The sequence below is a fragment of the Pectobacterium jejuense genome (genome assembly GCF_026800125.1).
Lineage (GTDB): Bacteria > Pseudomonadota > Gammaproteobacteria > Enterobacterales > Enterobacteriaceae > Pectobacterium > Pectobacterium jejuense.
This window is the reverse complement of sequence record NZ_JAPQKX010000005.1, coordinates 15,406-42,394: the sequence shown is the minus strand read 5'-3', so window position 1 is coordinate 42,394 and position 26,989 is coordinate 15,406. Positions and strand designations below refer to the sequence as shown.

Genomic DNA, 26,989 nt, shown 5'->3' with positions numbered 1-26,989 from the left:
GGGATATCAGCGTTCATACTCCCATTTCGGAATCACGCAGCCTTTAGGGCCGGGGGCGGTCTGTTTTCCGTTCTCATCGAAACGGGTTTCACAGCCTGTGGTCAGCCTGCCGTCTTTCCAGACTCCGCTGCTTTTGACTTTGCCATCGGGGTAATAACAGGCGCTTTCGCCCTGGCGCAGCGCGCCCTGATAATCTTTGTACTCTTTACCATCGACCACCAACGGTTTGAAACCCTGCGCGCGACTAATGCATTGCATCTGGCCGTTAGGGTAGTAGCTGATTTGGGTGTAGCTGTCATCGGTGCCGATACGCGTTTCATCCTGACGCTGACCGTTCGCATACCAGGTATTATTGGTTTGCTGGCGGTTGAACAGATAATCGGCTTCGGTGAGCGGCGTGCCGTCAGGGTTGAAGGTTTGCTGTTTACCGCAGTAGCCGCGACCACTCATCGACAGAGGGCAGTAATTGCGCTCGGTAATTTTGACGCCAGTGGCGGTAAATTCCTGCATCAGTCCGACTTCATAACCGTGGTCATAGGTCGATACGGACTTCGGTTTTCCGTCAGGGAAATTATAGATATACAGGCCGTCGAGTTCACCATTGCGGTAGCCGCGATCGGCGCGCAGAGTGGTGCCATCGTCATAATATTCGATTTCACGGCCCTCCAGTTTGCCCATGACATAGTCAGCCTGATAAACCATTTTTCCGGCAGCGTTGAACTTCTGGTACAAACCGTGGGGAAGATTATCTTTATAATGAATGATTTGTGTCAGACGGCCTTTCTCATCACTCCAGCGCAGTTCTCCCTGCTTTACGCCAGCGATCAGTTCGACCTGCTGGATCTCGCCGTCAGCCGTCTTTAGTTTCCACATACCGTTAGCCACGCCTTTCACAAACGGGCCCTCGCCGTTTTCGGTGATCCACATGCCTTCAGGCTGGTCATCAACATAATCGCCCTTCGAGCGCAGCACACCCGCCAGACGGCGCTCGCTTGGGCCATGACGCTGGCCATTGAGGTAGGTATCGAAGCCACCCAGCTCTGGTGTATTGCCATCCATGCCGTCGGTGATCTCCCAGCGGCCTTCACGCTCATCGTTTTTCATCAATCCCGTTGCCGTTTCTTGCCCATCGCTGATGGTCCACTGGCCTTGCTGTTGTCCCGCTATATAGCTACCTGAACTGGCGAAGTTCTCGCCGACGGTGGTCCATTTTCCGTCAGGAACGCCATGCAGGAAAAAACCTTTTACTAAGCCATATTGCGCCGAGTAATAGACATAAGGCCCATTCTCGCTGCCGCTGAATTTAGCCGGATCAGCTTGCCAACTGATGGCTGTCGCGCGAAATCCGGGTGTTGCGCTGTCTTCCACGCGACGGAAAGTTACGGTGAGAAATAAACCGCCTTTTTCCGCGAAGGTTTTTTTATAGGCGTAGACGTTGTCTGCTGGCTGTTTCGCGGCATGAGAAGGTGTGCCATCGTCAAGATACCAGCCGACAACGTTGCCCTGAGTAAAGTCGATGTTATCGAAATCGTGATTATCGAACTTAGGGTACTGCGCGCTGTAGTCATAAGGAGGGAGCTTGCCGAGGGCGCGTTTCACCAGCGTTGAATTGAGATCCTTATTCTCGCGAACCAGCTTGTCCAGAACCGGCTGTAAACTTAGCACCGGAATATAGCTGCCGTCTTCAATGTAACGCCAACCGCGCAGGGCGAACTTGCCCTTGCTTTTACTCAACACCAGCGTGATTTGACCAGCCTGATCCACGTCGGCATAAAACACGGATTCGATGGTGGAATCGGGGAAGGTACCGAGCAGGTGGGGAAGGTGATCGACACTGTCATCCTCTTCACTACAGAAGCAATAATAGCCTTTGACCACCTGGTTTTCCTGAATGAAAACCAGAAGGGCGCTGCTTTCACGTGCGCCCGAAATGATCGGATGCGCCAGCGTTTTACCCGCGTAAAAAGGGTGTTCGGTGTCGTCCGGGGCGGCGATAGCCGTGCTGACCCCTATGACCATATTCAGTAGTAGGATGCCAAACAGTAACTTTACGGCTTTCATTCCCTGACCTGCTCTTTTGAAAAAGTGGCGCTTAGGTTACATGAAATGTTTCTGACGGTTAATATTTCGTTGAATCAATTCGTTGCTGAACTTAGCGCATTAAACCGCCGCAGTGGTCACCCACGTTTACGTCGAAGGCATTCAGCAGGTAGAACAGGGGTATAGTGAGGTTCTGGGGTTCTTCTGGGAACGCCTTGCTTCACGACGATGCACCGTTATCACTGCGCATACAAATACGCCTCATACCAGCGGCTGAGCTGTTCGGTAACCGGGCGGTGTTCGGGGTTAAACGGGCGGCCATCCAGCGCTTTTACCGGGGTGATGCCCGCCAGCGTGCCGGTGACAAAGGCTTCGTCGGCAGTGAGTGCTTCTGCCAGCGTAAAATCCTGAGCCTTGACCTTCAGCCCGTTGGCCTCTGCAAGGTTGATAATGGTCTGACGGGTAATGCCGTTGAAGCAGTAGCGTCCCGACGACGTCCACAGTTCACCGCGGCGGACGATAAAAAAGTTGGTGGAGTTACAACTGGCGACAAAGCCGTGCGGATCCAGCATCAGCGCCTCATCGGCACCGGCTTGCAACGCCTGTAGCAGCGCCTGAATAAGATTGAGCCGACTGTGCGAATTCAGCCGCAGATCGAAGACGTCTGGCGTACTGGTGCGATAGGTAGAGGTAAACAGCGTCAGCCCGCGTTTTTTCGCCGCCGTATCGACGATCTTATACTCCGCCACGCACACGACCGTTGCACCGCCGATAATAAAGCGGGGATCCTGATTCGGCGTATGCTTTTTCCCTCGGGTAATCATCAGACGAATATGCGCGCCATCGGTCATGCCGTTGATGGCGAGCGTTTGATAGAGAATATCGGTCAGTGCTTCCCGGCTATGGCCGATATCCAACTGGATCGCGGCGGCACCGTCGAACAGACGATCCAGATGGGCATCCAGCGCAATCAGGCGGCCGTTAACCAAACGCAGGCCTTCCCATACGCCGTCACCGCACACGTAGCCGGAATCAAAAATCGACACCACCGCGTTATCGCGATGAACAAATTCCCCATTCACATACACCTGTACGTCGCTGTTACGCGGATCCTGCAAATAGGCCTGACTGCTCTGGCTGGATAATGTGGGTTGCATCGTGCTGTTCCTGAATGTGAATGATGAGTTAAAAGGAGCGCTCGGCAAAGCGGGCAAGAAAGGCCTGGGTTCGCGGCTGCTGCGGGTTTTTGAGTACCTGTTCGGCGCTGCCCATTTCATGGATCACGCCGTTCTCGATAAACACGACGCGATCTGCGAAGTGATAGGCAAACCCCAGTTCATGAGTGACCAGCAGAAGGGTGCGGCCTTCCTCCGCTAATGCTCGGATGGTGTGCAGCACTTCGCCCACCAGTTCCGGGTCCAGTGATGATGTGGGTTCATCGAACAACATGACTTCTGGCGACATCGCCAGCGCGCGCGCAATCGCCACCCGCTGCTGCTGACCGCCGGACAGGCTGCCGGGGCGCGCGTCTTGTTTGTTGCCCAGCCCGACCTTTTCCAACTGTGCTTTGGCGATGATATCCGCGTCATGCCGTGGCATTTTCTTCACCGACAGCAGCGCTTCACGCACATTCTCCAGCACGGTCATATGGGGAAACAGGTTGAATTGCTGAAACACCATGCCTACGCGTTCCCGCACGGCGCACAACTGCTTTTCTGGGTAGTCGCGCTGGCCTTGCGCATTGGTTTTTCCCAGTACCACGCCATCCAGTTCGATGGTGCCGGCGCTGGGGATCTCCATAAAATTCAGGCAGCGCAGCAGGGTGCTTTTTCCCGATCCGCTGCCGCCGATGATGGCAATTTTTTCGCCGCGCCGTACATCCAGATCGATCCCTTTCAATACCTCAACGGCACCGAAGCGTTTCTGGAGTCCGCGAATGCGCAGGACGATATCGTCATTCAGAGCTTCATTTCCACTCAACGTATTATTTTTACTTAAACTAATAGCTTCACGCATAGCAATCCTGTGGTGCTGTCAGACTAGGTGGTTGAACGGAAACGACGTTCAAGTCGTGCGGCAAGGTAGCTCCCCGGCCAGATCAAAATGAAATAGAGCAGTGCGACCACCGTCAGGATTTCCAGCGGACGATAATAGGTGCTGCTCAGCAGCCGTCCCTGATACATCAGTTCATTGACGGCCAGTATCGAGGCCAGCGAGGTTACCTTGGCCAGTTCGATCATCCGGTTGGTGAGGGCGGGCAGCATGTTGCGTAACACCTGCGGCAGAACCACGCGCCGCAGGATCACCGCCTGCCGCATGCCCAGCGCTTTTGCGCCTTCCCACTGTCCGTGGTCGATGGATTGCAGGCCAGCGCGGAAAATTTCCGTACAGTACGCGGCGCTATACAGCGTCAAAGCCAGTGCCGCGGCGGCAAAGGTACTGAACTGCACGCCGACCAGAACCGGGAAAGCGTAATAAAACCAGATCAGTTGGATCAGAACGGGCGTATTACGGAAGATTTCGACAAAGCATCTGGCGGGCAGCGACAGCCAGCGTTTGCCAAATACGCGAAACAGACCGAGAACCAGCCCCAGCGCGGTGCCCAGCACACCGGCCAGCAGCCAGAGTTCGAGCGTGACGCCAAGGCCTTTCAGCAGCACGGGAAGGTTGTGCCAGACCAGCGAGAAATCCCATTGATAGTGCATGATGTTCCTTACGCGAGCCGGCGATCTGCCAGCGACAGCCGTTTCTCAATATGTTGACTGAACAGGCTAATCAGCAGCAGCAGAGTGAAATACATCACCGCCACCAGACTGTAGACTTCCAGCGGTCGATAGGTCTGGCTGTTGATCTGCATCGCCTGATAAAGCAGCTCGCTATAGGCCAGAGATGACGCCAGCGACGTGGATTTGATGAGTTCAAACGAGCGTTCAATAAACGGCGGGATCATCCGGCGTAACGCCTGCGGGAGAATGACCCGACGCAGCGCGGTCGATTTTGGCATGCCCAGCGCTTTAGCCCCTTCCCATTGCCCCGCGTGAATTGAGGAAATCGCACCACGATAAACTTCGGCATAAAAGGCACCGGACTGGGCGGACAGCGCGATCACGGCGGCGGTAAAAGGCGAAAACGTTAACGGCGTAATGACGGGCAGGGCGTAGTAAATCCAGAAAAAATGCACCAGCGCGGGTGTATTACGATAAAAGCCAATCAACATCGCGGCGGGCAGGCGCAAGAGCCGCCGGGGCGACATTTTCATGGCGGCGAGCACCATGCCAGCCAGCATCCCGATCAGGATGCTGGTGGCACCGATCTTTATCGTTCCCCATAGCCCCTCCAGCAGCAGTTGGTGATAGGGCCAGATGGCGGAAAAATCCCACTGATACGACATAAATATAGTGCCCCTGAAAAGTGCATAATTAGGAAATACGTTTCTTATTTTGTTAGAACCGATGCATCTTAGCAGGTCGAAAAAATGATAAATAAATAATAAAACGTGGTGCTAATATTCCTTTTATTTATAAAAGAATGGCGGAATGCCGATGTCTCACGCTGCTGAACTCCCTCTGACGTTGCGTCTCGCGACCTTTGCCCATCGATTGACGATTCAGGACATTCCCGCCGCGTTAAGGCGAAAAATCGTGCTGCATTTTATCGACAGTCTGGGCTGCGGCATTGCCGGTGCGAGTAGCCAGGTGGTGCGGGACTGCGCGCGTGTCACCCGCCTGCACTACGCGGCGGGCAACAACCCAGTATTGGATGGCGGCGCACCGCTGGCGGCCATCGGCGCGGCGTTTTTGAATGCGGCGGCGATCAATGCGCTGGATTACGATGATGGTTATGAGGTTGCCGGACGCGGTATGGGGCACCCCGGTGCCACGCTGGTTGCCGCTGCGCTGGCGGCACTCGGATCGCGTCCGATTGACGGCGAAGCGCTGATCTGTGCGCTGGCCGCGGCGTATGAAATTAATGGCCGGATCATTCAGTCTCAGCAGCCGAGTCAGTCACGTTTTCAGCAGGTTTATGGCGTGTGTCAGCACGAGTCTATCGGGGCGGCGGTGGCCTACGGATTGCTAACGGGATGTGATGCTGAAGGACTAGAGAACGCCATCGGTCTGGCGGCGTCGCTGACGCCGTTGCCCAGCTTGCACAAATACAACTGGCAGCAGCGTCCGCTGGTGTCTTTCAAGGATTACAACGCCCCCGCGGCGGAGTCGGGCGTCCGTGCGGTTGAGCTACATCGCGGCGGGATTATCGGCCCAAGAGATGTGCTGTCCGGCGAGCAGGGATTCTGGCGCATGATGGGATCTGACCGCTTTGATGAAGCGGCATTGCTGGATGGATTAGGAGAGACGTGGGCAATCCAGCACGCCAGTTTCAAAGCGTATCCTGCCTGTCGCTGGATACATACTGCACTGGAATCCTTCGAACGCGTACAGCACGAGTTGGCGCTGTCGCCGCAGGCTATTGACCTGATTCGGGTCAAAGGAAGCCAGAGGCTGGCCGCTGATTTTATGGATGCACGGCCGCAAAATGCGACGGATGCGCAGTTCAGCCTGCCGTTTGCGCTGGCGTGTCTGGCCTACCGTATTCCGCGCCATCGCTGGAGTGCGGACGATACCTTAACCAACCCAGAACTTCTGGCGTTGGCCGATAAGGTACAGGTTGAGGTTTCTCCCGAACTCGACCAACTGATGGCGCAGGCGCGTCGGCCGGTGTTGCAGGTTGATGTCGTGACGCGGGGAACGGTGGTGAGCGGTGAGCGTATTGCGTTTCCGCTGGGATGCGCAGAACACCCGCTGGCGGAAAGCCGCATCATGGCGAAATTTGCGGAGAATCTCTCGTCCCGATTTGCCCCAGCAATGGTGGCGGAGGCAACGGCGGCGTTATCCGAACTGGAACAATGTCAGGATGTCGCCGCGCTGCTGACCCCGCTAATGCAGATGTCCTGACTCCGTTTAGGACTGTCGCGTTAACCGTTTCTGAGTTATTTCCAATCTTCTTTAATGACCGATGGCACTTTGCTGACGTCCACGCCGCGCAGTTTGAGCGCCTGTTCATAGTAGTGCTGCGTCTTGCCGGATTGATACAGCTTGGCAAACTCGTCATTCAGGAAGTTATGGAAGGTCTGATCGGCTTCTTTACGGATTGCCCCGCTGGTGCTGACCTCAATAATCGGCTTCGGCAGAATCAAATTGCCCTTGCCGACTTTAGCCTGTTGCAGCGCCAGCGCAGGGTGGAAATAGGACAGCGCATCGACCCGACCTGCGTAGAACGCCGCCACGCCTTCATCCATATTCGGGAAACGTACCAGCTGCGCTTTTGGCAGGCGTTTGGTCAGAATCAGGTCCGGGCTGGAACCCAGCGTGACGCCGATTTTAACATCTTCCCGATTGAGGTCGTCCCAGTTGGTGACCGTAATGCCATCGCGAATCAACACGCCTTGCGCATACCAAAAGAAAGGCTGCTCAGGAAAATCGACCGCTTTTTTCCTCTCTTCCGTCGGGTCGAGCACCAGCATGGTATCGATCTGACCGGTTTGTAAGGCGGCGATGGCGTTGCCCCATGTGGTTTCCACCGTCACCAGTTTTACCCCGAGGTCTTTTGCCAGCTCTTTACCGATGTTATAGCCGATGCCGTCCCATTCTCCGGTCGAGGGATTTTTAAAATACCAGGGCTCGCCCTGTGCCACGCCGATGCGTAACTCACCGGTTTGTTTGATATGTTGCCACGTCGAGGTTTGTGTTTCGGCGGCGTGGCTGAAAAAGGAGGCGCTAATCAGCGTTATCGCCATGAATGCCTGGTGAAGTGAACGTTTCATTATAGTTACCTTGATGATTGAGTTTTAATCGAGGCGATATATTTCGCTCATGCAGAGTAGCGAAATACTTATAGCGAAATTAGTTCTTTTCGCCTTATCTCATTCCAGATAAATATAAGAATAAAGTGGGATAAAAATCGCGGCGGCGCGCGGTCTGCCTCGCGGTAGGGCGCGGCGTCTGGGGTTGTTCCGTTTATTGCGTCATGTAGCCGATGAGGATTGCCGCTATTTACCGTGTTTTCCTCCGGCGGCAGGGCATAGCAATAATTTCGCTATGCTTTTTAATAATCGGCAATTACCCCGCGGCATGCGGTGTATTAGATGCTACGTGGCAGCGTCATCACGATGGTAAGACCGCCGTGATGACCGTGTTCTGGCGTATCGCTTTCTGCAGAAATCGTGCCGCCGTGTGCCGTGATAATGGCTGAGGCGATGGACAGCCCCAGCCCGCTGCCGCCGGAGTGTCTTCCGCGTGAATGCTCGGCGCGCCAGAAGCGGTCGAAAAGCAGGGGCAGCGATTCTGGCTCAATGCCCGGCCCGCGATCGGAGACGGTAATCTGCCAGCACAGTACGTTTTCACGCAGCACCGTTTCACACACCTCAATCGCCAGATAGCGACCATCGCTGGCGTAGCTTAAGGCGTTCTCGATCAAAATAGAGAACACCTGTCCTAACCGTTCGCGGTCGGCAAGGCAGAAGTCGTGTTGTTCGATATGCGTCTGCGTCTGAAACCCGGCCTGTTCTAACTGTGGCCGATACCAGGTCAGTCGCTCGGTGATAAGTTCGTCGAAGTAGAAAGGGGTCTGGACTAACTGCAGCTGTCCGGCTCTGGCGAGCGACAGAAAATGCAGATCCTGAATCACGTGATTGAGCTGTTCGAGCTGTTTGATGACCATCGTCATCTGGGCTTTATCCCGCGGGAAGACATCATCAAGCATGCCCTGGACGCGGCCCATCGCCGCATTTAACGGGGTACGCAGTTCATGAGCCAGCGCCGCGCTGGATTCGCGCAGTTCTCGCTCGTAGCGCTCCAGCTGTGCGGTCATGTTGTTAAAGTCGTCTGCCAGCGTCACCAGCTCCATTGGTGCCTGCTCGACCAGCTGCGTGCGGGTATCGAATTTCCCTTGAGCGACATCGCGAGCGGCGCTGGCGATGTTGGAAAATTGCTGTGACAGCGGCCGCGCGCGCCACAGCACCACAACCACCATGGTGGGCAAGGCGATCAGCACCATAATGGCGAGCACCAGCCAGTCGCTGCTGGCAATATTCGGCACAAAGAATTCCGGGCCGTAATACTGATTGATAATCTGTTGATAGCGCGGGTTGGCGTAGTCTTTCTGTTCGCTTAATTGCTGAAATTCGGTCCGTATCTCGACCGGCATGTGCTGTTCGACGTAGATATTGTTGACGGCGAAACGCAGCCACATAAGACCCGCGATAATGACCACGGCGGCAAGCAGCAGAGAAATGATGCGAAAGCACAGCCAGCGCCACAGCGACATTTTTTCTGACAGAAAGATCGATTTTTTCATCGCAACACTTACCTGAATCGATAGCCGACGGAGCGGACGGTGACTAACACATTGATGATGTCGTACTGATTGAGTTTCTTCCTGAGGTTGTGAACGTGGGTATCCACCACACGCTCCAGCGCGTCGCTTTCCGGCAGGCTGGCTTCCAGCAACTCACCCCGGGTAAAGGCGCGGTTGGGCGCTTTGAGCAGCGTCACCAGAATGTTGAATTCGGTTGGCGTCAGATCGAGCACCACGGATTCTGATGGCGATACCGCGATGCTTGCCGTGACGGAAGTCGGGTCAACCGATAAATTTTCGAATGTCAGGACTGCATCTTCCCGGATCGCGTAGCCGGTACGTCGCAGTACGGCCTGCACCCGCGCCACCACTTCCTGTGGGTTATAGGGCTTGACGACATAATCATCCGCGCCGTAGCGCAGCGCGCCGATTCTTTCCGGTTCGTCGCCGATAGCCGTCACCATAATCACCGGAATATTACTGCGCTGCCGCAGGGCGGACAGCACCTCTGAGCCATTCATCTTCGGCAGCATCACGTCCAGCAAAATCAAATCGGGTTTACTGGTCAGCGCCATGTGCAGACCCCGTTGCCCATCCGACGCGATAGACACCTGATAGCCATCGCGCCGCAGATAGGCCTCAAGCACGCTGGCAGCATCCATATCGTCTTCAATAATCAACACCCGTTTTTCTGCCATCGCACCCTCTTGATGAAATCTTAAAAAACCACAAAGCGTTTCTTGACTAAACGTCAGCATAATCCGCCGCGACGCTGAAAAGCTAACACCAATCACGCTGTACCCGCCGGGGAAACGCCACGGTGCAAGATTACCGCGTAAAAGAGGGGATGTATGAACATAACAAAAATTATTTTATCCACCTGCCTGTCCGCTGCCGCGCTGTCCAGTGCGGCCGTTGCTGAAGCTGCAGAAGACGCTGCGCCTTCATTCTGGGGTGACCACACGGATGTTGTCGTGGGTGTCGCTGCCCAAAATGCGCCGCGCTACAGAGGGAGCAAAGATCGTCAAACCACTGCGCTGCCTGTGCTGACCATTCAACGCGGCGCACTTTATGTTGATTCTACGCACGGCATCGGCTGGCAATACCAGTCGCCCTCCGGTTTTTATCTCGACCATGCGTTCGGTTACGACCTGGGAAGGGATGACAAAAACAGCCAGTGGCGCGCGGGTTCAAACCGGCTGAAAGGGATGGGCAAGGTTAAAGGATCGGTAACGACCACGCTAACTGCGGGGTATCAGTTTGCGCCCTGGCTGGCGCTGGAAGCGAGTGGCGAATTTGCGCTGAGCGAAAGAGACCGGGGAAATCAATACCGCATCGGAGCAAAGAGCACGGTGTGGCAGTCCGCGACAAAAGACGATGTGCTGGCGCTGTCGGCGGACGTGTTGATGGGGGATGCCCGTTTTAATCAAACCTACTACGGCGTAACGCAGCAGCAGAGTATCCGCTCTGGGCTGGCGGCCTATCATGCCAGGAAAGGCGTTTACGGCTATGCGCTGGGCGCGAACTGGACGCATCAGTTTAGCCCCGCGTGGTCAACCAACGTCGGGGTGACCTCAACCTGGCTCACTGACAAAGTCGCGGACAGTCAGGTTGTGGAACGACGTAATGATACCGGCGCCACGCTGGCCGTTCTGTATGCGTTCTGAGGTTATCTGATGAGTGAGAGGACGTGATGATGGTCAGCCGTTTTGCTTTTTGTCTGCTGTCGGCCGTGTTGCTTAGCGGTTGTGACAGCGCTGATGATACGCCCGCGTCACCGCCCGTCAGGCCGGTAAAAACGCTGGTGGTTATGCCTGCGATGAACCGGGAACCGGTGACGTTGACGGGGGAAGTTCGTCCGCATGAAGAAACCGCGCTAGGTTTCCGGCTGGATGGTCGCATCCTGAATCGTCTGGTGGATGTCGGGGCGTCGGTGAAGCGCGGCGATGTAATTGCGACGCTCGATGCTCGCGACAGTGAAAACCAGCTGCGCAGCGCGCAGGCGGATTTAGCGAGCGCAGTCTCGGCGGAACGACTGGCGAAAAGCAACTTTTCCCGCATGAAGACGCTGGCACCGGGCGGCGCGATTGCGCGGGTGCAGCTTGATGAAGCGCAGGCAAATTGGGACGCAGCGGTTTCCCGCCGTGAAAGTGCGCAGGCAACGGTAAAAGGCGCACAGGAACGCTTCGGCTTTACGCAGCTCACGGCCGCGCAGGATGGGATTATCACGACGGTCAGCGCCAATCCTGGTCAGGTGGTAAGCGCCGGACAAGAGGTGGTGAAACTGGCTTCCCTCGGCGGGCGCGATGCGGTGTTTGATGTGCCGGAGCGGCTGGTCAATCAGTCACTTTCCTCGCGCGTTATCCGCGTTTCACTGCTGTCTGAGCCGAGCGTTCAGGCTGAGGGGCGCGTGCGGGATATCAGCCCGCAGGCCGATCCCGTTACGCGAACCTTCAGGGTGAGAGTCACGTTAACCTCGCCACCCATCGCGATGGTATTGGGTGCCAGCGTGAATGGCGCGATACAGCAGTCCGACGCGGCTGTTATTGAACTGCCAGCGTCTGCGCTCACGCGGCAGGGGGATCAACCTGCGGTCTACGTCGTAAATACCACAACCCAGACTGTACGCTTGCAGCCGGTTAGTGTGGCGCGCTACAGCGACACGGCGATCTTCATTGCCGGGGGATTGGAGCAGGGCGATCGCGTGGTGATCGCTGGCGTCAGTAAGCTACGACCGGATGAAAAAATTCGGCTGGATGAAGAGGAGCGTCGCTGATGGCACAAGAACCGCAATCGACCGCACGCTTTAATCTGTCCGCCTGGGCACTGGCGCATCAGCAACTGGTCGCGTTTATGATGCTGGTGATTATGGCGGCAGGCGTGATGAGCTATCAACGTTTGCCACGTAACGAAGATCCGGCGTTTACCATCAAGTCTGCCGTAGTGTCTGCCGCCTGGCCGGGGGCGACGGTGAGCGATACCGTCAATTTCGTCACCGATAAGCTGGAGAAAAAATTACAGGAAACGCCATACCTCGATTATGTCGAGAGCTACACCCGAGCCGGAGAGGCGGTGGTTTTCGTTAACCTGCGTGATGACACGCCGCCGTCTGCCGTGCCGAATATCTGGTATACGGTGCGTAAGAAAATGACGGACATCGCTAGCTCACTTCCCGATGGCGTCAGCCCGCCCGCCGTTAATGACGAGTTTGATGATACGTTCGGGACGATTTATGGCTTTACCGCCGACGGCTTTTCGCCGCGGGAACTGCGCGATCGCGTCGAGGATATTCGTTCGGCGCTATTGAGCGTGCCGGATGTTGGTAAGGTCGACATGCTGGGCGTGGAAGAAGAACAGATTGTGGTGACGTTTTCTCCCCGACGTCTCGCTGGGCTGGGGTTAGATCCGCAGCAGGTTATCGATTCACTGAAAGCGCAGAATGCGGTCACGCCCGCCGGTATTATTCGCACCGAGGACGATAAGATTGCCGTGCGCGTCAGTGGGGCGTTTACCTCCGAGCAAAGCCTGCGTCAGATTACGTTGCGCATTGGCGGCAAGTTTGTCCCGCTGGTCGATATCGCCATGATTAACCGTGAAACGGCAGATCCGCCGTCGCCGACGTTTCGGGTGAATGGCGAGAAAGCCATTGGATTGGCGATCTCGATGGCGCCCACTGGCAATATGCTCAATTTCGGTCAGGCGATTCGTGAAAAAATGAACACGCTCTCTGCGCAACTGCCGCATGGGATCGAAATGACGCGCGTGGCCGATCAGGCCGAGGTGGTGAAAGGCGCAGTCGGCGGCTTCGTGAAAGTGCTGCTGGAAGCGGTGGCGATTGTGCTGGCGGTGTCGTTTGTCTCCCTCGGCAGCCGAGCCGGACTGGTGGTGGCCGCTTCTATCCCGATTGTGCTGGCGATGACCTTTATTGGCATGGAAATCACCGGTATCGGGCTACAGCGCATTTCGCTGGGGGCACTGATTATCGCACTAGGGCTGCTGGTCGATGATGCCATGATTACGGTGGAAGCGATGGTATCGCGGCTGGAACAAGGCTGGGATCGCAAACGGGCGGCGGCCTGGGCCTATGAAAGCACGGCGTTTCCAATGCTAACGGGGACGCTGGTGATGATCGCTGGGTTTATTCCGGTGGGGTTTGCCGCATCCAGCGCGGGCGAATACTGCTTTTCGCTCTTTGTCGTGGTTCTGATTTCGCTCCTGAGTTCCTGGATCGTCGCGATTCTCTTTTCGCCGTTGCTCGGTGTCTGGCTGTTGCCAAAAACGTTTAGCCACCATCACGACGAACTGGGGCGGTTGGGACGACTCTATCGTCAGTGGCTACAGCGCGCACTGGCAAACCAGGGAATGACGCTGGTGATCACCCTCATCCTGCTGGTTACTTCACTGTTTGGCGCCACCCGACTGGAAGGCGAGTTCTTTCCGGCTTCCGACAGGCCGGAGCTGCTGGTCAGCCTGACGCTACCGGCGAATGCCTCACAGGCGGCGACGGAAACGCAGGCGAAACGGCTGGAAGCTATCCTGAAAAACGATCCTGATGTTGACCATTTTTCCACCTATGTGGGCTCGGGTGCGGTGCGATTTTATCTCCCGATGGATGTGTTGCTGAGCCATGAAAATATCGCGCAGCTGGTGGTGGTGGCAAAAAATCTGGAGGCGCGGGACGCGTTGGCAGCACGGTTAAATCAGGTGCTTGAGCGGGATTTCAGTAACATTGTCGCGCGGGTGTCTACACTGGAGCTGGGGCCACCGGTCGGCTGGCCGCTGAAATATCGGGTGGCGGGGCCAGATAGTCATCGTGTCCGCGATATCGCACAAGGGCTGGCGAGCCTGGTGGGGAAACAGGCTGATGTGCGTGAGGTGAATCTGACGGCAGGTGAACCTGAGCGTACGGTGAACGTGGTGCTGAATCAGACCGAAGCGCGCGCCGTTGGCATCAGTTCGCAGGATGTGGCCAGTATGCTGGCGGCGATATTTTCCGGTTCGACGCTGACGTCGGTACGCGATGGCAATCGGCTGGTGGACGTGGTGATTCGCGGCACGCCGCAGGAGCGCAGAGACGTCGCGACGATCGCCAATCTGCAAATCCCGATTGCGGAGGGGCGTTCCGTCCCACTGGGGCAGATCGCGACCGTGGCGTATGGTGTTGAGGATCCGATTATTTGGCGGCGCCAGCGCGAGCCGTTTATTACGGTGCAAATGGATGTCGCGCCGGGCGTGCGGGCACCTGCGCTGTCTGAAAAGCTGGCACCCGAGATTGAACGCTATCGCGCCGCGTTACCGGCGGGCTATCACATCACGGAAGGCGGCGTGGCGGCGGAGTCCGACAAGGGCAATGGTTCCGTGTACGCGGTGCTGCCGGTGACGCTGTTGGTGATGCTGGTGCTATTGATGATTCAGCTACAGCGTATTTCCCGCATGGCGCTGGCATTCCTGACCGCACCGTTCGGCCTGATCGGTATTGTCGCGGCCATGCTGCCGACAGGCACGCCGATGGGGTTTGTGGCGCTGCTGGGGGTGATTGCGCTGGCGGGCATGATCATTCGTAACGCGGTTATTCTGATTGGCGAGGTCGATCTGAATGTGAAAAACGGACAGCCCGCGACAGAGGCGATTGTGAATGCGGCCAGTCATCGTTCACGCCCGATTATACTGACGGCGCTGGCGGCGATTCTCGGCATGATCCCGATTGCACATCAGGTATTTTGGGGGCCGATGGCGTACGCGATTATCGGCGGGTTGATGGTGGCAACGCTGCTGACACTGCTTGCACTGCCCGCGGCGCTGAGCCTGCTCATGCAGTGGGAAGGGCGGAAAACGGCAAATCCTACGGTGTAGGTGAAACGTCGGCAGGTCGTGGCGCGACGAGTGGTCGCCACAACCTGCCGACACGCCGTTACTGATCGACGACGGAACCGTCGACGTGCAGTCGGGTTTTCAGGCCACGACGGCGATAAGGGAAGCGGTTCTCCAGATCGTCCGCCAGCTCGATGCCGATGCCGGACTGCGTTGGTATCTCCATAAATCCGTCCACGCATTTGAAGGTGTTCTTCACCACGTCTTTCTTACGTACGCCATTCTCTACGCCTGTCGCGCCAAATTTTTCCGACAGTGCCGGCTGGTCATCCCCCGGATATTCCAGCAGCGCAAAATTCGGAATGCTGACGGCGATCTGCAAGCAGGCCGCAGTAGACACCGGGCTGAGTGGGTTGTGTGGCACCACCATCAAATCGTTGGCTTCTGCCAGCGCGGCCACTTTTTTCGCACCGGTAATGCCGCCGCACATGCAGACGTCAGGGCGCACATAGGCGACGGCGTTGCGGCGAATCAGCATCGCGAACTCCTGCGGGTTATTCAGGCGTTCACCGGTGGCGATAGGAATATTGATTTTGTCGGCTACTTCCGCCATCGAATCGAAGTTATCTGCACCGATAGGGTCTTCAATAAAATAGGGATAAAACGGCTCAATGCCGCGAGCGAACACCACGGCATCGGCGGGTTTCAGACGGCGGTGAACTTCGATACACAGGTCGACATCGTTACCGACCGCTTCCCGATAGAGGCCGATGCGTTCAATGGCTTCACCGATCTCTTTGGCGTGGGTGGTGAAGTAGGGCGCGTCGCGCGACTCATCCAAAAAAGGCGTGAGGTGACCAATCGCGGTAAAACCGTCAGCCTTGGCTTTTTTCAGGTTGGCGATGGTTTCTTCTGTGGTGCGACCGCCTGCATGCGCATAAACACGCGCTTTGTCGCGGCAGCGTCCGCCCAGCAGGTTATAAACCGGTGTATCGTAATACTTGCCCGCGATATCCCACAGGGCGATATCGATGGCGCTGATGGCACCCATGATCGCGGCACCGCGGAAATGCCAGCAGCGATACATATACTGCCAGTGGTGTTCAATTCGCAGCGGATCTTGCCCAATCAGATACGTGCGCAGTGCCTCGACGGCACCTTTGGAGGCATCGAGAAAGCCCCAGGCACCGGATTCGCCAATGCCCGTCAGCCCCTCGTCAGTGGTGACCTCAACAAACATATATCGATTCGCGAGAATCACGCGCACGTCGGTAATTTTCATCAATGCTTTCCTTAAGTTAGCCTGCTTAGCATTGAGTCTAATCACAAAGGCGTGCGGGTTGTCAACGCTGGCGTCCGCGACGGTAGCCGTCTTCGAACGCCGGATGACTTAGAGGTGCCCCGACAGGCGCTGGTGGATTTTGGTGCTATGGGTATCCAGCCCGACGATCGTGACCTTCGCATCGTAGCGATGATAGCGGGTTTCGATCGCGTCGAGTGCCGCCACGCTGGAGGCATCCCAGATTTGGGCGTGCGTCAGATCGATGGTGACGTTTTGCGGGTCTTGCGCATAGAGAAAGTGCTCGAAGAGATCGTTGCTGCTGCCGAAGAAGAGCGGCCCGCGTACCGTGTAGTGCACCGACTGCCCGTCGTCGCTCACCTGACGCTCTGCGTGAATGACGTGCGCCACGCGGCGGGCAAACAGCAGGATGGCAAAGATCACGCCACCCGCCACACCGATAGCGAGATTCCCTGTCGAGACAGTCGCGACAACCGTCACGATGACCACCAGCGTTTCCGACAGCGGCATCCGCTTTAGCGTCGTCGGGTGCAGGCTATGCCAGTTCATCGTTTTCAGCGCGACGATCATCATAATGCCGGCCAGCACCACCATCGGAATCTTCGCCATGATTTCGCTCAGCCCCGTCACCAGCAGCAACAGCACCAGCGCAGCGGCGAGGGTGGAAATGCGCGTGCGCGCTTTGCCTAACTCCACGTTGACCACGGTCTGCCCGATCATCGCACACCCGGCAATACCGCCATAAAACCCGGAGAAAATATTGGAAATGCCCAGCCCCCAGCATTCGCGACGCTTGCTGGACGGCGTATCCGTGATGTCGTCGACCAGTTTGGCGGTTAACAGCGACTCCATCAGCCCGACAAAGGCGATACTCAGCGCGGTCGGCCAGATGATGTGCAGCGTTTCAAGATTGAACGGCACCAGCCACTGGGTGAAACCTGGCAATCCCGGCTGCATAGGGCCGGCATCGCCGACGTTAGGCACCGTGATACCGGTAAACATGGCAATCGCGGTCACCGTCACAATGGCCACCAGCGGCGCGGGAATGCTTTTCACCACATAAGGCAGCAGCAGAACAATCGCGAGCGTCAACGCAAACAGCAGCCAGACAAGCGAGGATTGCCCGTAAATATGCGGCACCTGTGCGGCAAAAATCAGGATGCCCAGCGCATTCACGAAACCGATCATCACCGAACGTGGGATGTAGCGCATCATCCTCGCCAGTCCGGCCAATCCAAACAGGATCTGGATGATCCCGGCCATGATCACCGCCGGCAGAATATAGGCTACGCCGTGCGCGTGTACCATCGGGCCGATGACCAGCGCCACGGCACCTGCCGCCGCCGTCACCATCGCTGGTCGGCCGCCGAGAAAGGACATGGTGAAGCACAGCACGATGGAGGCGAACAGGCTGACTTTGGGGTCAACTCCCGCAATGATGGAAAAGGAAATCACCTCTGGGATAAGCGCCAGTGCGGTGATGGTGCCCGCCAAAACCTCGCGCATCAGCAGCGAGGGCGAGCGTAATACAGCAAGCGTTGACGTGGCAGAAGGCGCTGGCGTCGGCGTGGCGTCGGGTGATGAGATCATAGGTGCAGGCTCTTACTTTTTCTTATTTATCGGTCGATGACGAAAGGCGGAAGAGGATAAATTATCGGCAGTATAAAAGATACTGTCCGTCATCGGCCGGCAAGGAAAAGTTAGTAGGAAAACGAAGGAGCGGATAGCGCGTCGTTCTATCCGCCCGCTCGTTGTGTTTTCTCCGTCAGTAATTAGGCGTCAATCGCCAGAATGGCCATAAACGCGTCGCGTGGAATGTCTCGTTTTGAGAACCCAACGTTGTGCTTTTTATTTTCTCGTTGTTTACGGATCAGTCGCTGTTTCTGCGACAGGCTGCCCTGAAAACCTTGTGCCAATGCGCTTTTACGCAGCGGGGGAATGTCTTCGCGTGCGATAACGCGATTACCGATTTTTGCCTGAGCAGGAACGGGATACAGCTTACGCGGAATCACGTACTTCAACGCTTTCACGATCTCGGTTGCCCGCGCCCATGCCTTATGACGGGCGATAATGAAGGAAAAGGCATCGATCAGCTGGCTATCGAGGTAGATATCGCAGCGCACTAAATCGGAACGTCGGTAGCTACCAGGTTCATAATCCAGCGTGGCATAACCTTGTGTGAGCGATTTCAGTGCATCAAAAAAACCGAAGATCATCTCATTGAGCGGCAAATCCCAGTGTAATGTCACGCTACCGTTATCGAGATATTGCATGTCGATAAACTCTCCACGGCGCGAGGTGCAGTACTCCATCAACGTGCCGACATAGGCGTTCGGCGTGTTAATGGTGCAGATAACATAGGGTTCTTCGACGAAGTGCAACACGTCCTCTCCGGGGAAATGGGCCGGATTATCGATAGTCAGGCATTGGCCGTTATGTAACGTGACGCGGTATTCCACGCTGGGCGCGGTGGCAATCACGGAGATACCGTATTCACGCTTGAGCCGTTCACGAACAATATCCATATGTAACATCCCAAGAAAACCACAGCGGAAGCCTGCACCCAGTGAGGCGGAAACATCGGGAACCCAGTGCAACGCCGCATCGTTAAGTGACAGCTTATTCATGGCGTTACGCAAGCCTTTCAGATCGTCGTCCGCATCGGGATAGAGCCCAGAAAACACCATCGGCTTCATGTCCTGATAGCGAGCAACCGGTTCTGTCGCGGGGTGTTCGGCTAGCGTCAGCGTATCGCCCACTCGGATGGCGGCGGCGTCTTTCAACCCAGCAGCGAGATAACCGACTTCACCGTTTCCCAACGCGGCGCAAGATTGACGATGGGGGAAAAAAGCGCCGGTTTCGGTGACCTCAAAACGTGTTCCTGATGACATAAAATGTAGCGTTGAACCAGCCTGAATACCGCCATCCACCACGCGCACATGCATGATGGCCCCCTGATAGGGATCGTAATGTGAATCAAACACCAGCGCGCGTAGCGGGGCATCGGCGAGCCCTGTTGGTGCCGGAAAATGGTGGGCAATCGCGTTCAGTACCTCGGCCACACCCTCACCCGTTTTGGCAGAGACACTCAGCACGGTGCTGATATCCAACGAGGGAATCGCCGCCAACTGCTGCATCACCTGCGGCACGTTAGCCTGTGGGCTGTCGATTTTGTTCAGAACGGGCAGAATAGTCAGCCCTTGCTGTCGGGCGAGATTGAGGTTGGCGATCGTCTGTGCCTGAACGCCCTGTGTGGCGTCGATCAGAAGAATCGCACCGTCGCAGGCGGCGAGACTGCGGGAGACTTCTGCAGAAAAATCGACGTGCCCCGGTGTATCCACCAGATTGAACTGATACCGCTGACCCTTCTCATCCCAATAACTCATTCGAACGGTTTGCAATTTGATGGTGATGCCACGTTCCCGTTCTATCTCCATCGAGTCCAACAGCAGTTCACGCATGTCACGTTGGGCGACGGTTGCAGTCAGTTCGATAAAGCGGTCGGCGAGGGTGGATTTGCCATGATCGACATGGGCAATAATGCAGAAATTACGAATTTGAGGTGTACACATAGAAAGGGCCTTTCACATCATGATGTCTGGCTCGGTATCGCGTGCGACGTTGAGAACAGACATAGAAATTCGCGCTGAAAAAATTCAGCGAAGATGAAAATCAAAAGATGTAAAAGTGAATAGCCGCGGTAATGATAACGCGTTTTATTTTAGCGCAGCAACAGATGATTATTGCTATGAGTGGCTCCCCGAGAACGAAATACGCAGATCGCGGTATGCGATATCTATTCCAGAGGGCTGCTCACTGAGTTGGGTTTCCCTATGCCGCCGAGGTTCTGACATCCACGTTCTCAGAGGGAACCCCAGAGTCTCTCAGCGCTTTCTTATTTCCGTGATGTACGTGACGGCAACGTGGTCAGCAAAATTGGGAACATCCTCAAAGGCTTCTTTACCCGTTGGCGAGTTGAAGGCGGTAATCGCGTCTTCGATGGAGTCAAACCACAGTTCAGAGAAGCCATCCACCGGGGAGTCTGGGTATTGTTCCCGATCGATAGGATTCAGAACGTATCCCTTTAAGCCCGGCAGGCGCAGGGCGATTTCGGTATGCACCTCATTCCAGTGTTTCACAAACTCGTCAAAGCTCTGACCCTGCTTACGAGTAATAAAACCCACGTGTTTAAAGCCTGCTACTGCTGCCATAACGTTCTCCGGTGTCGATGCCTTCTGGGTTATTCCCGCGATAACTGAGGCTGTCGTGCTCGTGCCGTTGCCTCACGGTTTTTTGCTTTGAGGCATCGCGGTAAATTCGGGCATCACTATGATTGTTTTTTATTTCATGATAAACCGGCTTTCATTCGCCTCTATGTAGACATAAATTCAACAATCACGGCAGGAAGTAAACGGTATCGTGATGTGAAATGCAGTCTGGAGCCCGCGACGTCCGCAGGACGTTATCTTTCAAATCAGGCATGCGGGCTGGGCCTGATACGCTTAATGGACCATTGAGTATGCGTACAACCGATCATCTGGGCGGCATCAACGCCTTTGTTACCACGGCACAGTTGGGCAGCTTTACCGCTGCGGCCGAGCGGCTGGGCCTGACGAAATCTGCGGTAGGGAAGAGCGTCGGCCGGCTTGAGGCGCGGCTCGGACTAAAGCTGTTTCAGCGATCTACGCGTCGTCTCAGCCTCACGCCGGACGGTGAGCGCTTTCTGATCAGCTGTCAGAGCGCCATGGATATTCTTGAGCAGGCAGAAGCCGAGCTGACGTCTCACATCTGCCAGCCTGCGGGGCGGCTCAGGGTGGATTTGCCTGCGGCATTCGGCAGGCAGCGCATTCTTCCGGTTCTGCTGAACATCACCCGCAGCTATCCTGAATTGGCGTTAACCGTGACCTTCAGCGAACGGTTTGTTGACCCGATTGAAGACGGAATTGATCTTGTTATTCGCATCGGTGAACTGGCCGACAGCAGCGGTCTGGTGGCGAGGCGGCTGACAACTCAGAAGCTGGTCATTTGCGCTGCACCGGACTACTTGCTGCATCACGGCGAACCGATGTCGGTGGATGAATTGAGCCAACATCACTGTGTGGTGGGTTTTCGCCGGAATCAGCCTATCACATGGCTTCTGAAGGATGATAGCGGGCAGACGACGCGTTATACGCCACCGCCCACGCATGAATTTGCTGACGGTGATGCGATGTTGGCCGCCACGCTTGCTGGGTGTGGCCTGTCTCAACTGCCACGGTGGCTGGTCGGTCAATATCTTGAACGTGGCGAGCTGAAAGAGGTGCTTGCCCGCCACGCCGGTGGTGAAATGCCGATCAGCGCGCTATGGCCTAAAAGCCGCCAACTGCTGCCCAAGATACGCCACGTGGTGGATACGCTGATTAAGGCTGCAGAAGACGGCCAGTTGGACTGATTATTTTTTGTCGTCGGCAGCGTCTGAATAGAACGGATAATCGGTATAGCCTTCCTCCGTGCCGCCGTACATGGTGGCTCGATTGACGTCATTCAACGGCCAGTCGTGTGCCATGCGCTCGGCGAGGTCAGGGTTGGCAATGTATGGCCGACCAAACGCAATCAGGTCAGCTTTTCCTTCTTGCAGATAGGCTTCGGCGCTTTGCTTATCGAAGCCGCCTGCGATAACCAGCGTGCCGTCATAGGCTGCCCGGAATTTCTCGACGAACCCGTCAGGAATAGCCTGTTGGCCGAGCGTTTTCTGATCGCTGAGATGGACATACGCGAGCGCACGTTCACTGAGTTTGGCCGCCAGCTGTAGCCATGTTTCTTCTTCTCCCTCAAAGGCGTGCATATCGAAGAGACGTCCGAAGGGGGCCAGCCGGATCCCCGTTTTCTCTGAGCCGATAGCGCGTGACACCGCATCAGTCACTTCCAACACGAAACGCAGGCGGTTCTCAATAAGCGCGCCGCCGTATTCATCATCACGGATATTCAGTCCACCATTGATGAATTGTTCCAGCAGATAGCCATTGGCCGCATGGATTTCAACGCCGTCAAACCCTGCGCGGATAGCATTCTCTGCGGCGGTGACGTAATCCTGTACCACGGATGCAATCTCAGTTTTTGTCAGCGCGCGGGGAGTCGTGACCGGTACGGGCCCAGGTTGACCGTTTTCATTCCAGGCGTAGCAGGTTGAATGCTGTGCTCTGACGGCAACGGAACTGACTGGCGCATTGCCATCATTCTGCAAGCTGGTATGAGAAATACGGCCGACGTGCCAGAGCTGAATGAAGATTTTGCCATTGCGCTCGTGAACGGCTCGCGTCGTTTTTTCCCAGCCTTTCACCTGCTCGTCGTTATAAATGCCCGGCGTAAAAAGATAGCCCTGACCCTGAACGGAGATCTGCGCACCTTCGGTAATAATCAGCCCGGCGGATGCACGCTGCTGGTAATACGTCGCCGTCAGTTCGTCAGCGGTGTCGCCCTGGCGTGCGCGAGAACGGGTCATCGGTGCCATCGCAATACGGTTAGTGAGTGCCGTATCGCCGACGATGAATGAGGTAAATAATTTGTCCATGTTTCGGTCCTTTTATTAAGTACCGACCATGATGGGGAAAGGAAGGGGAGGAGGGAACACCTGTCTGTTCCGAACAGATGTTCCATAAATTCTACCTGTCTTCACGGTGTTTACTGGCAGCGCAGCCTGTCAAGCAAGGCATGGTCGGGGTAGCCATCCGGCGGTAACCCTTCCTGTTGCTGGTAGGTGCGGACTGCCTGCGTGGTACCGCGGCCAATGTTGCCGTCAATTGCGCCCTGATAGAGCTGCTTTTCCTGTAGCAGAATTTGCAGCGCCTCGCGTTCTTTGCGTGTTAACGGCGTTTCCTGACGCGGCCAGGGTTTGCGTACTGGCGTATCGTGCTGGTAGTTATCCGACAGCAAGCCGACAGTCAGCGCATAGGACACGTCATTGTTATACCGCAGAATGGCGCGGAAATTTCCCGTCACCAGAAACGCCGGGCCATTCTTCCCGACCGGCAGCAATATCGAGGCTTTCTCCGAAGACAGCGATGTTAGATCTCTGGGCTCCGCGGTTTTTACCCCGAGCGCCTGCCAGTCAGCGACGGTTTTCTGGTTATCCATACCGGAAAGGGAATAATCAAAACCGCTGGGCAGATTCACTTCAACCCCCCAGGGAACGCCCGCCTTCCATTTAGCCTGCTGCATATAGTTTGCCACCGACGCCAGCGTGTCTGGGAAAGAAGTCCAGATATCAGGGTGGCGATCGCCATCAAAATCAACGGCGTATTGCAAGTAAGAGGTCGGTATAAACTGAGGCATCCCCATGGCGCCGGCCCAGGATCCTTTTATCTGCTCTGGCCGTGCATTGCCGTTTTGAATCATACGCAGCGCCGCAATCAGGTTCTGCCGGTTAAACGCCCTCCGATAATTGTAGTAATCCAGCGTGGCCAGTGAGCGGATGACCGCTTTGTTACCGGTATTGGCACCATAATGACTTTCAATGGAGAGGAAGGCGAACAGCAGTGGCGGATCCACCTGATAGCGCTGATTGATGCGCGTAACGACGTCCGCGTATTGCTTAAGCAGCGTTTTCCCCTGCGTAATATTTTCCGGCGTGACCCGCTGTTCAAGATAGGTCCACACGGGGGTGACCAACTCAGGCTGTTTTTGCGTGGCCGCCACCACGTCGCTGTCCGGTGTCAGGCCGGCAAACGCCTTATCAAAGGTCTCCGCCGTGATTCCCTGAGAAAGCGCCGCCTGGCGCAGCTCCGCTTTCCATTGCTCCGTGCTTTTGTCGGGCGTGGGAAGACCCGTGGACGTGTCAGTGACGCCGTGCGATTGTAGTAACCCGCTAATATCCTTGCATTCATGAGGCGTGTGAGCGCATGCACTCAACACACCGGAACCGATCATCAACACCATGACTCTCGACATCACCAGCATGGATGATGCCTGCGTTCTGTTATTGACCATGTGACTGTTCCATAAGAGAGATACCCATCACACCGCAACGCGAGTGATGTAGGGTACAGATGCGTGTCGAAAGCAGGCCCGTAACGTCACTACCGAATCACCGTTGTCGGGCACCACCATGAAATCGTGCAACCTCTCTTAAAGTAATAGTGCAGCAACACGTCAGAATATACAGACAACCATTGATACAAGTGTCACTAACCACACTCATCCGTAAGTATTACTTCTGTTTTCGTAACGGCGTATTGCCGCTGGCTTTGCTCCCCGCCGCGACACTCGGTTTGGTCTTGCGGCGTCCACCTTCAGGTTCGTGCGTATCTTATTGCGCTTTCGCTGTGGTTTCTGGAGGCTGCCAACCGCCGCCGAGCGCCTTGAATGTGGCAACGGCCGCTCGTGCTGATTCGGTTTGCGCCTGAGCTCTGGCATCGGAGGTTTGTAGCAGGGTTTCATCGGCGTGAAGGACGTCAATCAGGCTGCTCGTTCCTTTCTGATAGGCGATGAAAGATGACTGCCGCGCGCTGGCTAACGCGGTCTCACCGGCGGTTAATGTTGCGGCCTGCGTCTCGCGATTGACCAAAGCCGAGAAGGCGTTCTCAACATCTTCGGTCGCACGGAGTACCGACAGGCGGTAAGCCGCCAGCGCTTCGGCTTCTTGTCCCTTCGCCTGATCGATCTGAGCGTTAATGCGGCCGAAGTCGAAGAGTCGCCAGCGCAGTCCCAACACGCCCGCCGATTGGCTGGCACCGTTGGAGAACAGATTGCCGCTCGACACCGACGTTGCACTACCGAGCAAGGCGCTGAGCGAGAATTTAGGATAGTACTCGCTGATGGCTACTCCGATGCGGGCGTTGGATGCCGCGAGATGGCGTTCGGCCACGATAATATCGGGTCTGCGGCGCAGCAAATCGGCGGGTGTCCCTGTTGCGATGAGCGTCGGAGGCTGTGGAATGGCCTGTGAGGTGGACAGCTGGGCTCGATGGGTGCCGGGAGGTGTGCCGAGCATAACGTCTAATGCGTTCATCGCGGTATCAAGCCCTGTCTGGAGAACTGGCACGGTGGCCTGAACCTGCGCCAATTCCCCTTCGGTCTGGCGTACCTGATACTCTGGAGCCAGTCCTTTGCTGTGAAGTAACTGTACTTTATCCAGCAGTTCTTGCTGCGTATTGACCTGTCTAGTGGCGATCGCCAGACGCGTTTGTAAGCCGCGCAGAGTGATATAGATATCAGCAGTCTGAGCGGCGACGGCCAGACGTGTGGCCGCGACGCCTGCCTCGGAAGCCTGATAGTCAGCCAGTGCCGCCTGACGGCCGCGTCTCAGGCCACCGAATACATCAAGCTCCCAACTGGCGTTAAGGTCGGCTTCATAGGCATTGCCGTAGCGATTATAGCCAGGAACCGCGTTAAGCAACCGGCCCTGTGGCGTTTCAATCGACTGATAGGCGCGGGCGCCTTGTCCGCTGATATTGCCAGATGGCAGCAAAGCCGCCGTTGCTGCGCCAAGCCCAGCTTGTGCCTGACTCATGCGTGCGGACGCCTGGGCTAAATCAAGATTCTGTGCGAGCGCACTTGAAACTAACTCGCTCAGTAAGGGATCATTGAAACTTTCCCACCAGACCGCCACGTCGGCAGCCTGAGTCGCGTTCCCTGCCTTTGTGACAGATCGTTCTGCGGCGGATTGCGTTTGATAACGCGCCGATAGCGGCGCATCTGGGCGGTGATAATCCGGCCCAACGGCGCAACCTGCCATTAAGCTCGTAGTCACAACCAAGGAAAGGGTACGAAGGGATAACATAGGAATTCCTTGAGTCAAAAAGTGGTGACCATATTACCAATTGGTCACTTGTTGTCAATCAGGGCTCGGTGAGCTAAGCTTCAAAAATGACTAAACATACGAATACACATCCCCCACGCGGGCCGTTGGACCATAGCGTTCGAGATCAGGTTGTGGAAGCGGCCAAAGCGCATTTCGGACACTTTGGATATGAAAAGACAACCGTGTCCGATTTAGCCAAAGCGATTGGTTTTTCTAAGGCATATATCTACAAATTTTTTGATTCCAAGCAGGCGATTGGCGAAGTGATCTGTGCCAGCCGGCTGGCGATGATTATGGATATTGTCAACTCAGCGATTGCCGAGGCACCAACGGCGTCAGAAAAACTAAGACGCCTGTTTAGATCCTTGACGGAAGCGGGGAGTGACTTATTTTTTCACGATCGTAAGCTATACGATATTGCTGCGGTCGCCAGCCGCGATCGGTGGCCTTCGGCGGCGGCACATGAAGAAAGACTACGCCAGCTTATTCAGCAAATTCTTCTGGAGGGACGGCAGTCTGGGGAGTTTGAGCGCAAGACGCCACTGGATGAGGCGGCGGATGCCGTCTATCTGGTCATGCGCCCTTACATCGTTCCCGCTCAACTGCAATACAACCTGGATGAGGCGGCGTCTGCTGCGGTGTTACTGTCGTCGTTGATATTGCGTAGCCTGTCACCTTAAGGCGTTTGGCATCTTAAAAAAGTGACC

21 protein-coding genes are annotated in these 26,989 nt (G+C 55.9%); 6 read left to right on the top strand and 15 right to left on the bottom strand.

The window, feature by feature from the left end; all coding sequences use genetic code 11:
- Positions 1-6 precede the first annotated feature (6 nt).
- The 5 genes from NXT09_RS10580 to NXT09_RS10560 all read right to left on the bottom strand — a co-directional run bounded on the left by NXT09_RS10580 (position 7) and on the right by NXT09_RS10560 (position 5,431).
- Positions 7-2,061 (bottom strand): toxin-antitoxin system YwqK family antitoxin, encoded by a 2,055-nt coding sequence (locus NXT09_RS10580; protein WP_268579653.1) that lies wholly within the window; start codon positions 2,059-2,061, stop codon positions 7-9.
- A 218-nt stretch (positions 2,062-2,279) separates the two neighbouring features.
- The gene (locus tag NXT09_RS10575; RefSeq protein WP_268579652.1) at positions 2,280-3,197 is read right to left on the bottom strand and encodes an aminotransferase class IV; all 918 of its coding nucleotides are present in this window, start codon (positions 3,195-3,197) and stop codon (positions 2,280-2,282) included.
- Positions 3,198-3,225: 28 nt separating this feature from the next.
- The gene (locus tag NXT09_RS10570) at positions 3,226-4,056 is read right to left on the bottom strand and encodes an amino acid ABC transporter ATP-binding protein (protein ID WP_268579651.1); all 831 of its coding nucleotides are present in this window, start codon (positions 4,054-4,056) and stop codon (positions 3,226-3,228) included.
- A 23-nt stretch (positions 4,057-4,079) separates the two neighbouring features.
- Positions 4,080-4,745 carry an amino acid ABC transporter permease gene (locus tag NXT09_RS10565; protein WP_268579650.1) on the bottom strand — a complete coding sequence of 222 codons (666 nt, stop codon included), beginning with the start codon at positions 4,743-4,745 and terminating at the stop codon, positions 4,080-4,082.
- 8 nt (positions 4,746-4,753) lie between these two features.
- On the bottom strand, positions 4,754-5,431 hold the full coding sequence (locus tag NXT09_RS10560; RefSeq protein WP_268579649.1) for an amino acid ABC transporter permease: 678 nt from the start codon (positions 5,429-5,431) through the stop codon (positions 4,754-4,756).
- A 151-nt stretch (positions 5,432-5,582) separates the two neighbouring features.
- Between NXT09_RS10560 and NXT09_RS10555 the strand changes: the two genes are divergently transcribed.
- Complete coding sequence (locus NXT09_RS10555) at positions 5,583-6,992, top strand: MmgE/PrpD family protein (protein WP_268579648.1); 1,410 nt, start codon at positions 5,583-5,585, stop codon at positions 6,990-6,992.
- Between the two features lie 35 nt (positions 6,993-7,027).
- Here the strand turns inward: NXT09_RS10555 and NXT09_RS10550 are convergent, their stop codons facing one another.
- The 3 genes from NXT09_RS10550 to NXT09_RS10540 form a co-directional block, all read right to left on the bottom strand.
- Positions 7,028-7,861, bottom strand: coding sequence for a transporter substrate-binding domain-containing protein (locus NXT09_RS10550; protein ID WP_120358042.1), 834 nt, complete (start codon positions 7,859-7,861; stop codon positions 7,028-7,030).
- 317 nt (positions 7,862-8,178) lie between these two features.
- Positions 8,179-9,393, bottom strand: coding sequence for a sensor histidine kinase (locus NXT09_RS10545; protein WP_268579647.1), 1,215 nt, complete (start codon positions 9,391-9,393; stop codon positions 8,179-8,181).
- Positions 9,394-9,401: 8 nt separating this feature from the next.
- Positions 9,402-10,091 (bottom strand): response regulator transcription factor, encoded by a 690-nt coding sequence (locus NXT09_RS10540; RefSeq protein WP_095994978.1) that lies wholly within the window; start codon positions 10,089-10,091, stop codon positions 9,402-9,404.
- A 153-nt stretch (positions 10,092-10,244) separates the two neighbouring features.
- Between NXT09_RS10540 and NXT09_RS10535 the strand changes: the two genes are divergently transcribed.
- The 3 genes from NXT09_RS10535 to NXT09_RS10525 are packed head-to-tail and all read left to right on the top strand — an operon-like array spanning position 10,245 to position 15,246.
- The gene (locus tag NXT09_RS10535; protein ID WP_268579646.1) at positions 10,245-11,060 is read left to right on the top strand and encodes a MipA/OmpV family protein; all 816 of its coding nucleotides are present in this window, start codon (positions 10,245-10,247) and stop codon (positions 11,058-11,060) included.
- A gap of 26 nt (positions 11,061-11,086) precedes the next feature.
- On the top strand, positions 11,087-12,169 hold the full coding sequence (locus NXT09_RS10530) for an efflux RND transporter periplasmic adaptor subunit (RefSeq protein ID WP_268579645.1): 1,083 nt from the start codon (positions 11,087-11,089) through the stop codon (positions 12,167-12,169).
- Positions 12,169-15,246, top strand: a complete 3,078-nt coding sequence (locus NXT09_RS10525) for an efflux RND transporter permease subunit (RefSeq protein ID WP_268579644.1) — start codon at positions 12,169-12,171, stop codon at positions 15,244-15,246. The genes NXT09_RS10530 and NXT09_RS10525 overlap by 1 nt, the downstream gene beginning before the upstream one ends.
- 58 nt (positions 15,247-15,304) lie before the next feature.
- On the opposite strand, the gene NXT09_RS10520 is transcribed toward NXT09_RS10525, so the two are convergent.
- The 4 genes from NXT09_RS10520 to NXT09_RS10505 form a co-directional block, all read right to left on the bottom strand.
- Positions 15,305-16,486, bottom strand: a complete 1,182-nt coding sequence (locus NXT09_RS10520) for a mandelate racemase/muconate lactonizing enzyme family protein (protein WP_205566248.1) — start codon at positions 16,484-16,486, stop codon at positions 15,305-15,307.
- A gap of 108 nt (positions 16,487-16,594) precedes the next feature.
- Positions 16,595-18,094 (bottom strand): SulP family inorganic anion transporter, encoded by a 1,500-nt coding sequence (locus NXT09_RS10515; protein ID WP_268579643.1) that lies wholly within the window; start codon positions 18,092-18,094, stop codon positions 16,595-16,597.
- Positions 18,095-18,276: 182 nt separating this feature from the next.
- Positions 18,277-20,076, bottom strand: a complete 1,800-nt coding sequence (lepA, locus tag NXT09_RS10510) for a translation elongation factor 4 (protein WP_240583331.1) — start codon at positions 20,074-20,076, stop codon at positions 18,277-18,279.
- Positions 20,077-20,388: 312 nt separating this feature from the next.
- On the bottom strand, positions 20,389-20,715 hold the full coding sequence (locus NXT09_RS10505; protein WP_240583330.1) for an EthD family reductase: 327 nt from the start codon (positions 20,713-20,715) through the stop codon (positions 20,389-20,391).
- A gap of 308 nt (positions 20,716-21,023) precedes the next feature.
- Here NXT09_RS10505 and NXT09_RS10500 point away from each other — a divergent pair, with 308 nt between their 5' ends.
- On the top strand, positions 21,024-21,935 hold the full coding sequence (locus NXT09_RS10500; RefSeq protein ID WP_268579642.1) for a LysR family transcriptional regulator: 912 nt from the start codon (positions 21,024-21,026) through the stop codon (positions 21,933-21,935).
- Here NXT09_RS10500 and NXT09_RS10495 read toward each other — a convergent pair whose 3' ends face one another.
- The 3 genes from NXT09_RS10495 to NXT09_RS10485 all read right to left on the bottom strand — a co-directional run bounded on the left by NXT09_RS10495 (position 21,936) and on the right by NXT09_RS10485 (position 26,261).
- The gene (locus tag NXT09_RS10495) at positions 21,936-23,054 is read right to left on the bottom strand and encodes an alkene reductase (protein ID WP_268579641.1); all 1,119 of its coding nucleotides are present in this window, start codon (positions 23,052-23,054) and stop codon (positions 21,936-21,938) included. It abuts the gene before it with no gap.
- 110 nt (positions 23,055-23,164) lie between these two features.
- Complete coding sequence (locus NXT09_RS10490; protein WP_268579640.1) at positions 23,165-24,469, bottom strand: lytic murein transglycosylase; 1,305 nt, start codon at positions 24,467-24,469, stop codon at positions 23,165-23,167.
- A gap of 319 nt (positions 24,470-24,788) precedes the next feature.
- Positions 24,789-26,261: an efflux transporter outer membrane subunit gene (locus tag NXT09_RS10485; RefSeq protein ID WP_268579639.1), complete on the bottom strand. Its 1,473-nt coding sequence runs from the start codon at positions 26,259-26,261 to the stop codon at positions 24,789-24,791.
- 86 nt (positions 26,262-26,347) lie between these two features.
- Between NXT09_RS10485 and NXT09_RS10480 the strand changes: the two genes are divergently transcribed.
- Positions 26,348-26,962 carry a TetR/AcrR family transcriptional regulator gene (locus tag NXT09_RS10480; RefSeq protein ID WP_226301486.1) on the top strand — a complete coding sequence of 205 codons (615 nt, stop codon included), beginning with the start codon at positions 26,348-26,350 and terminating at the stop codon, positions 26,960-26,962.
- Positions 26,963-26,989 lie beyond the last annotated feature (27 nt).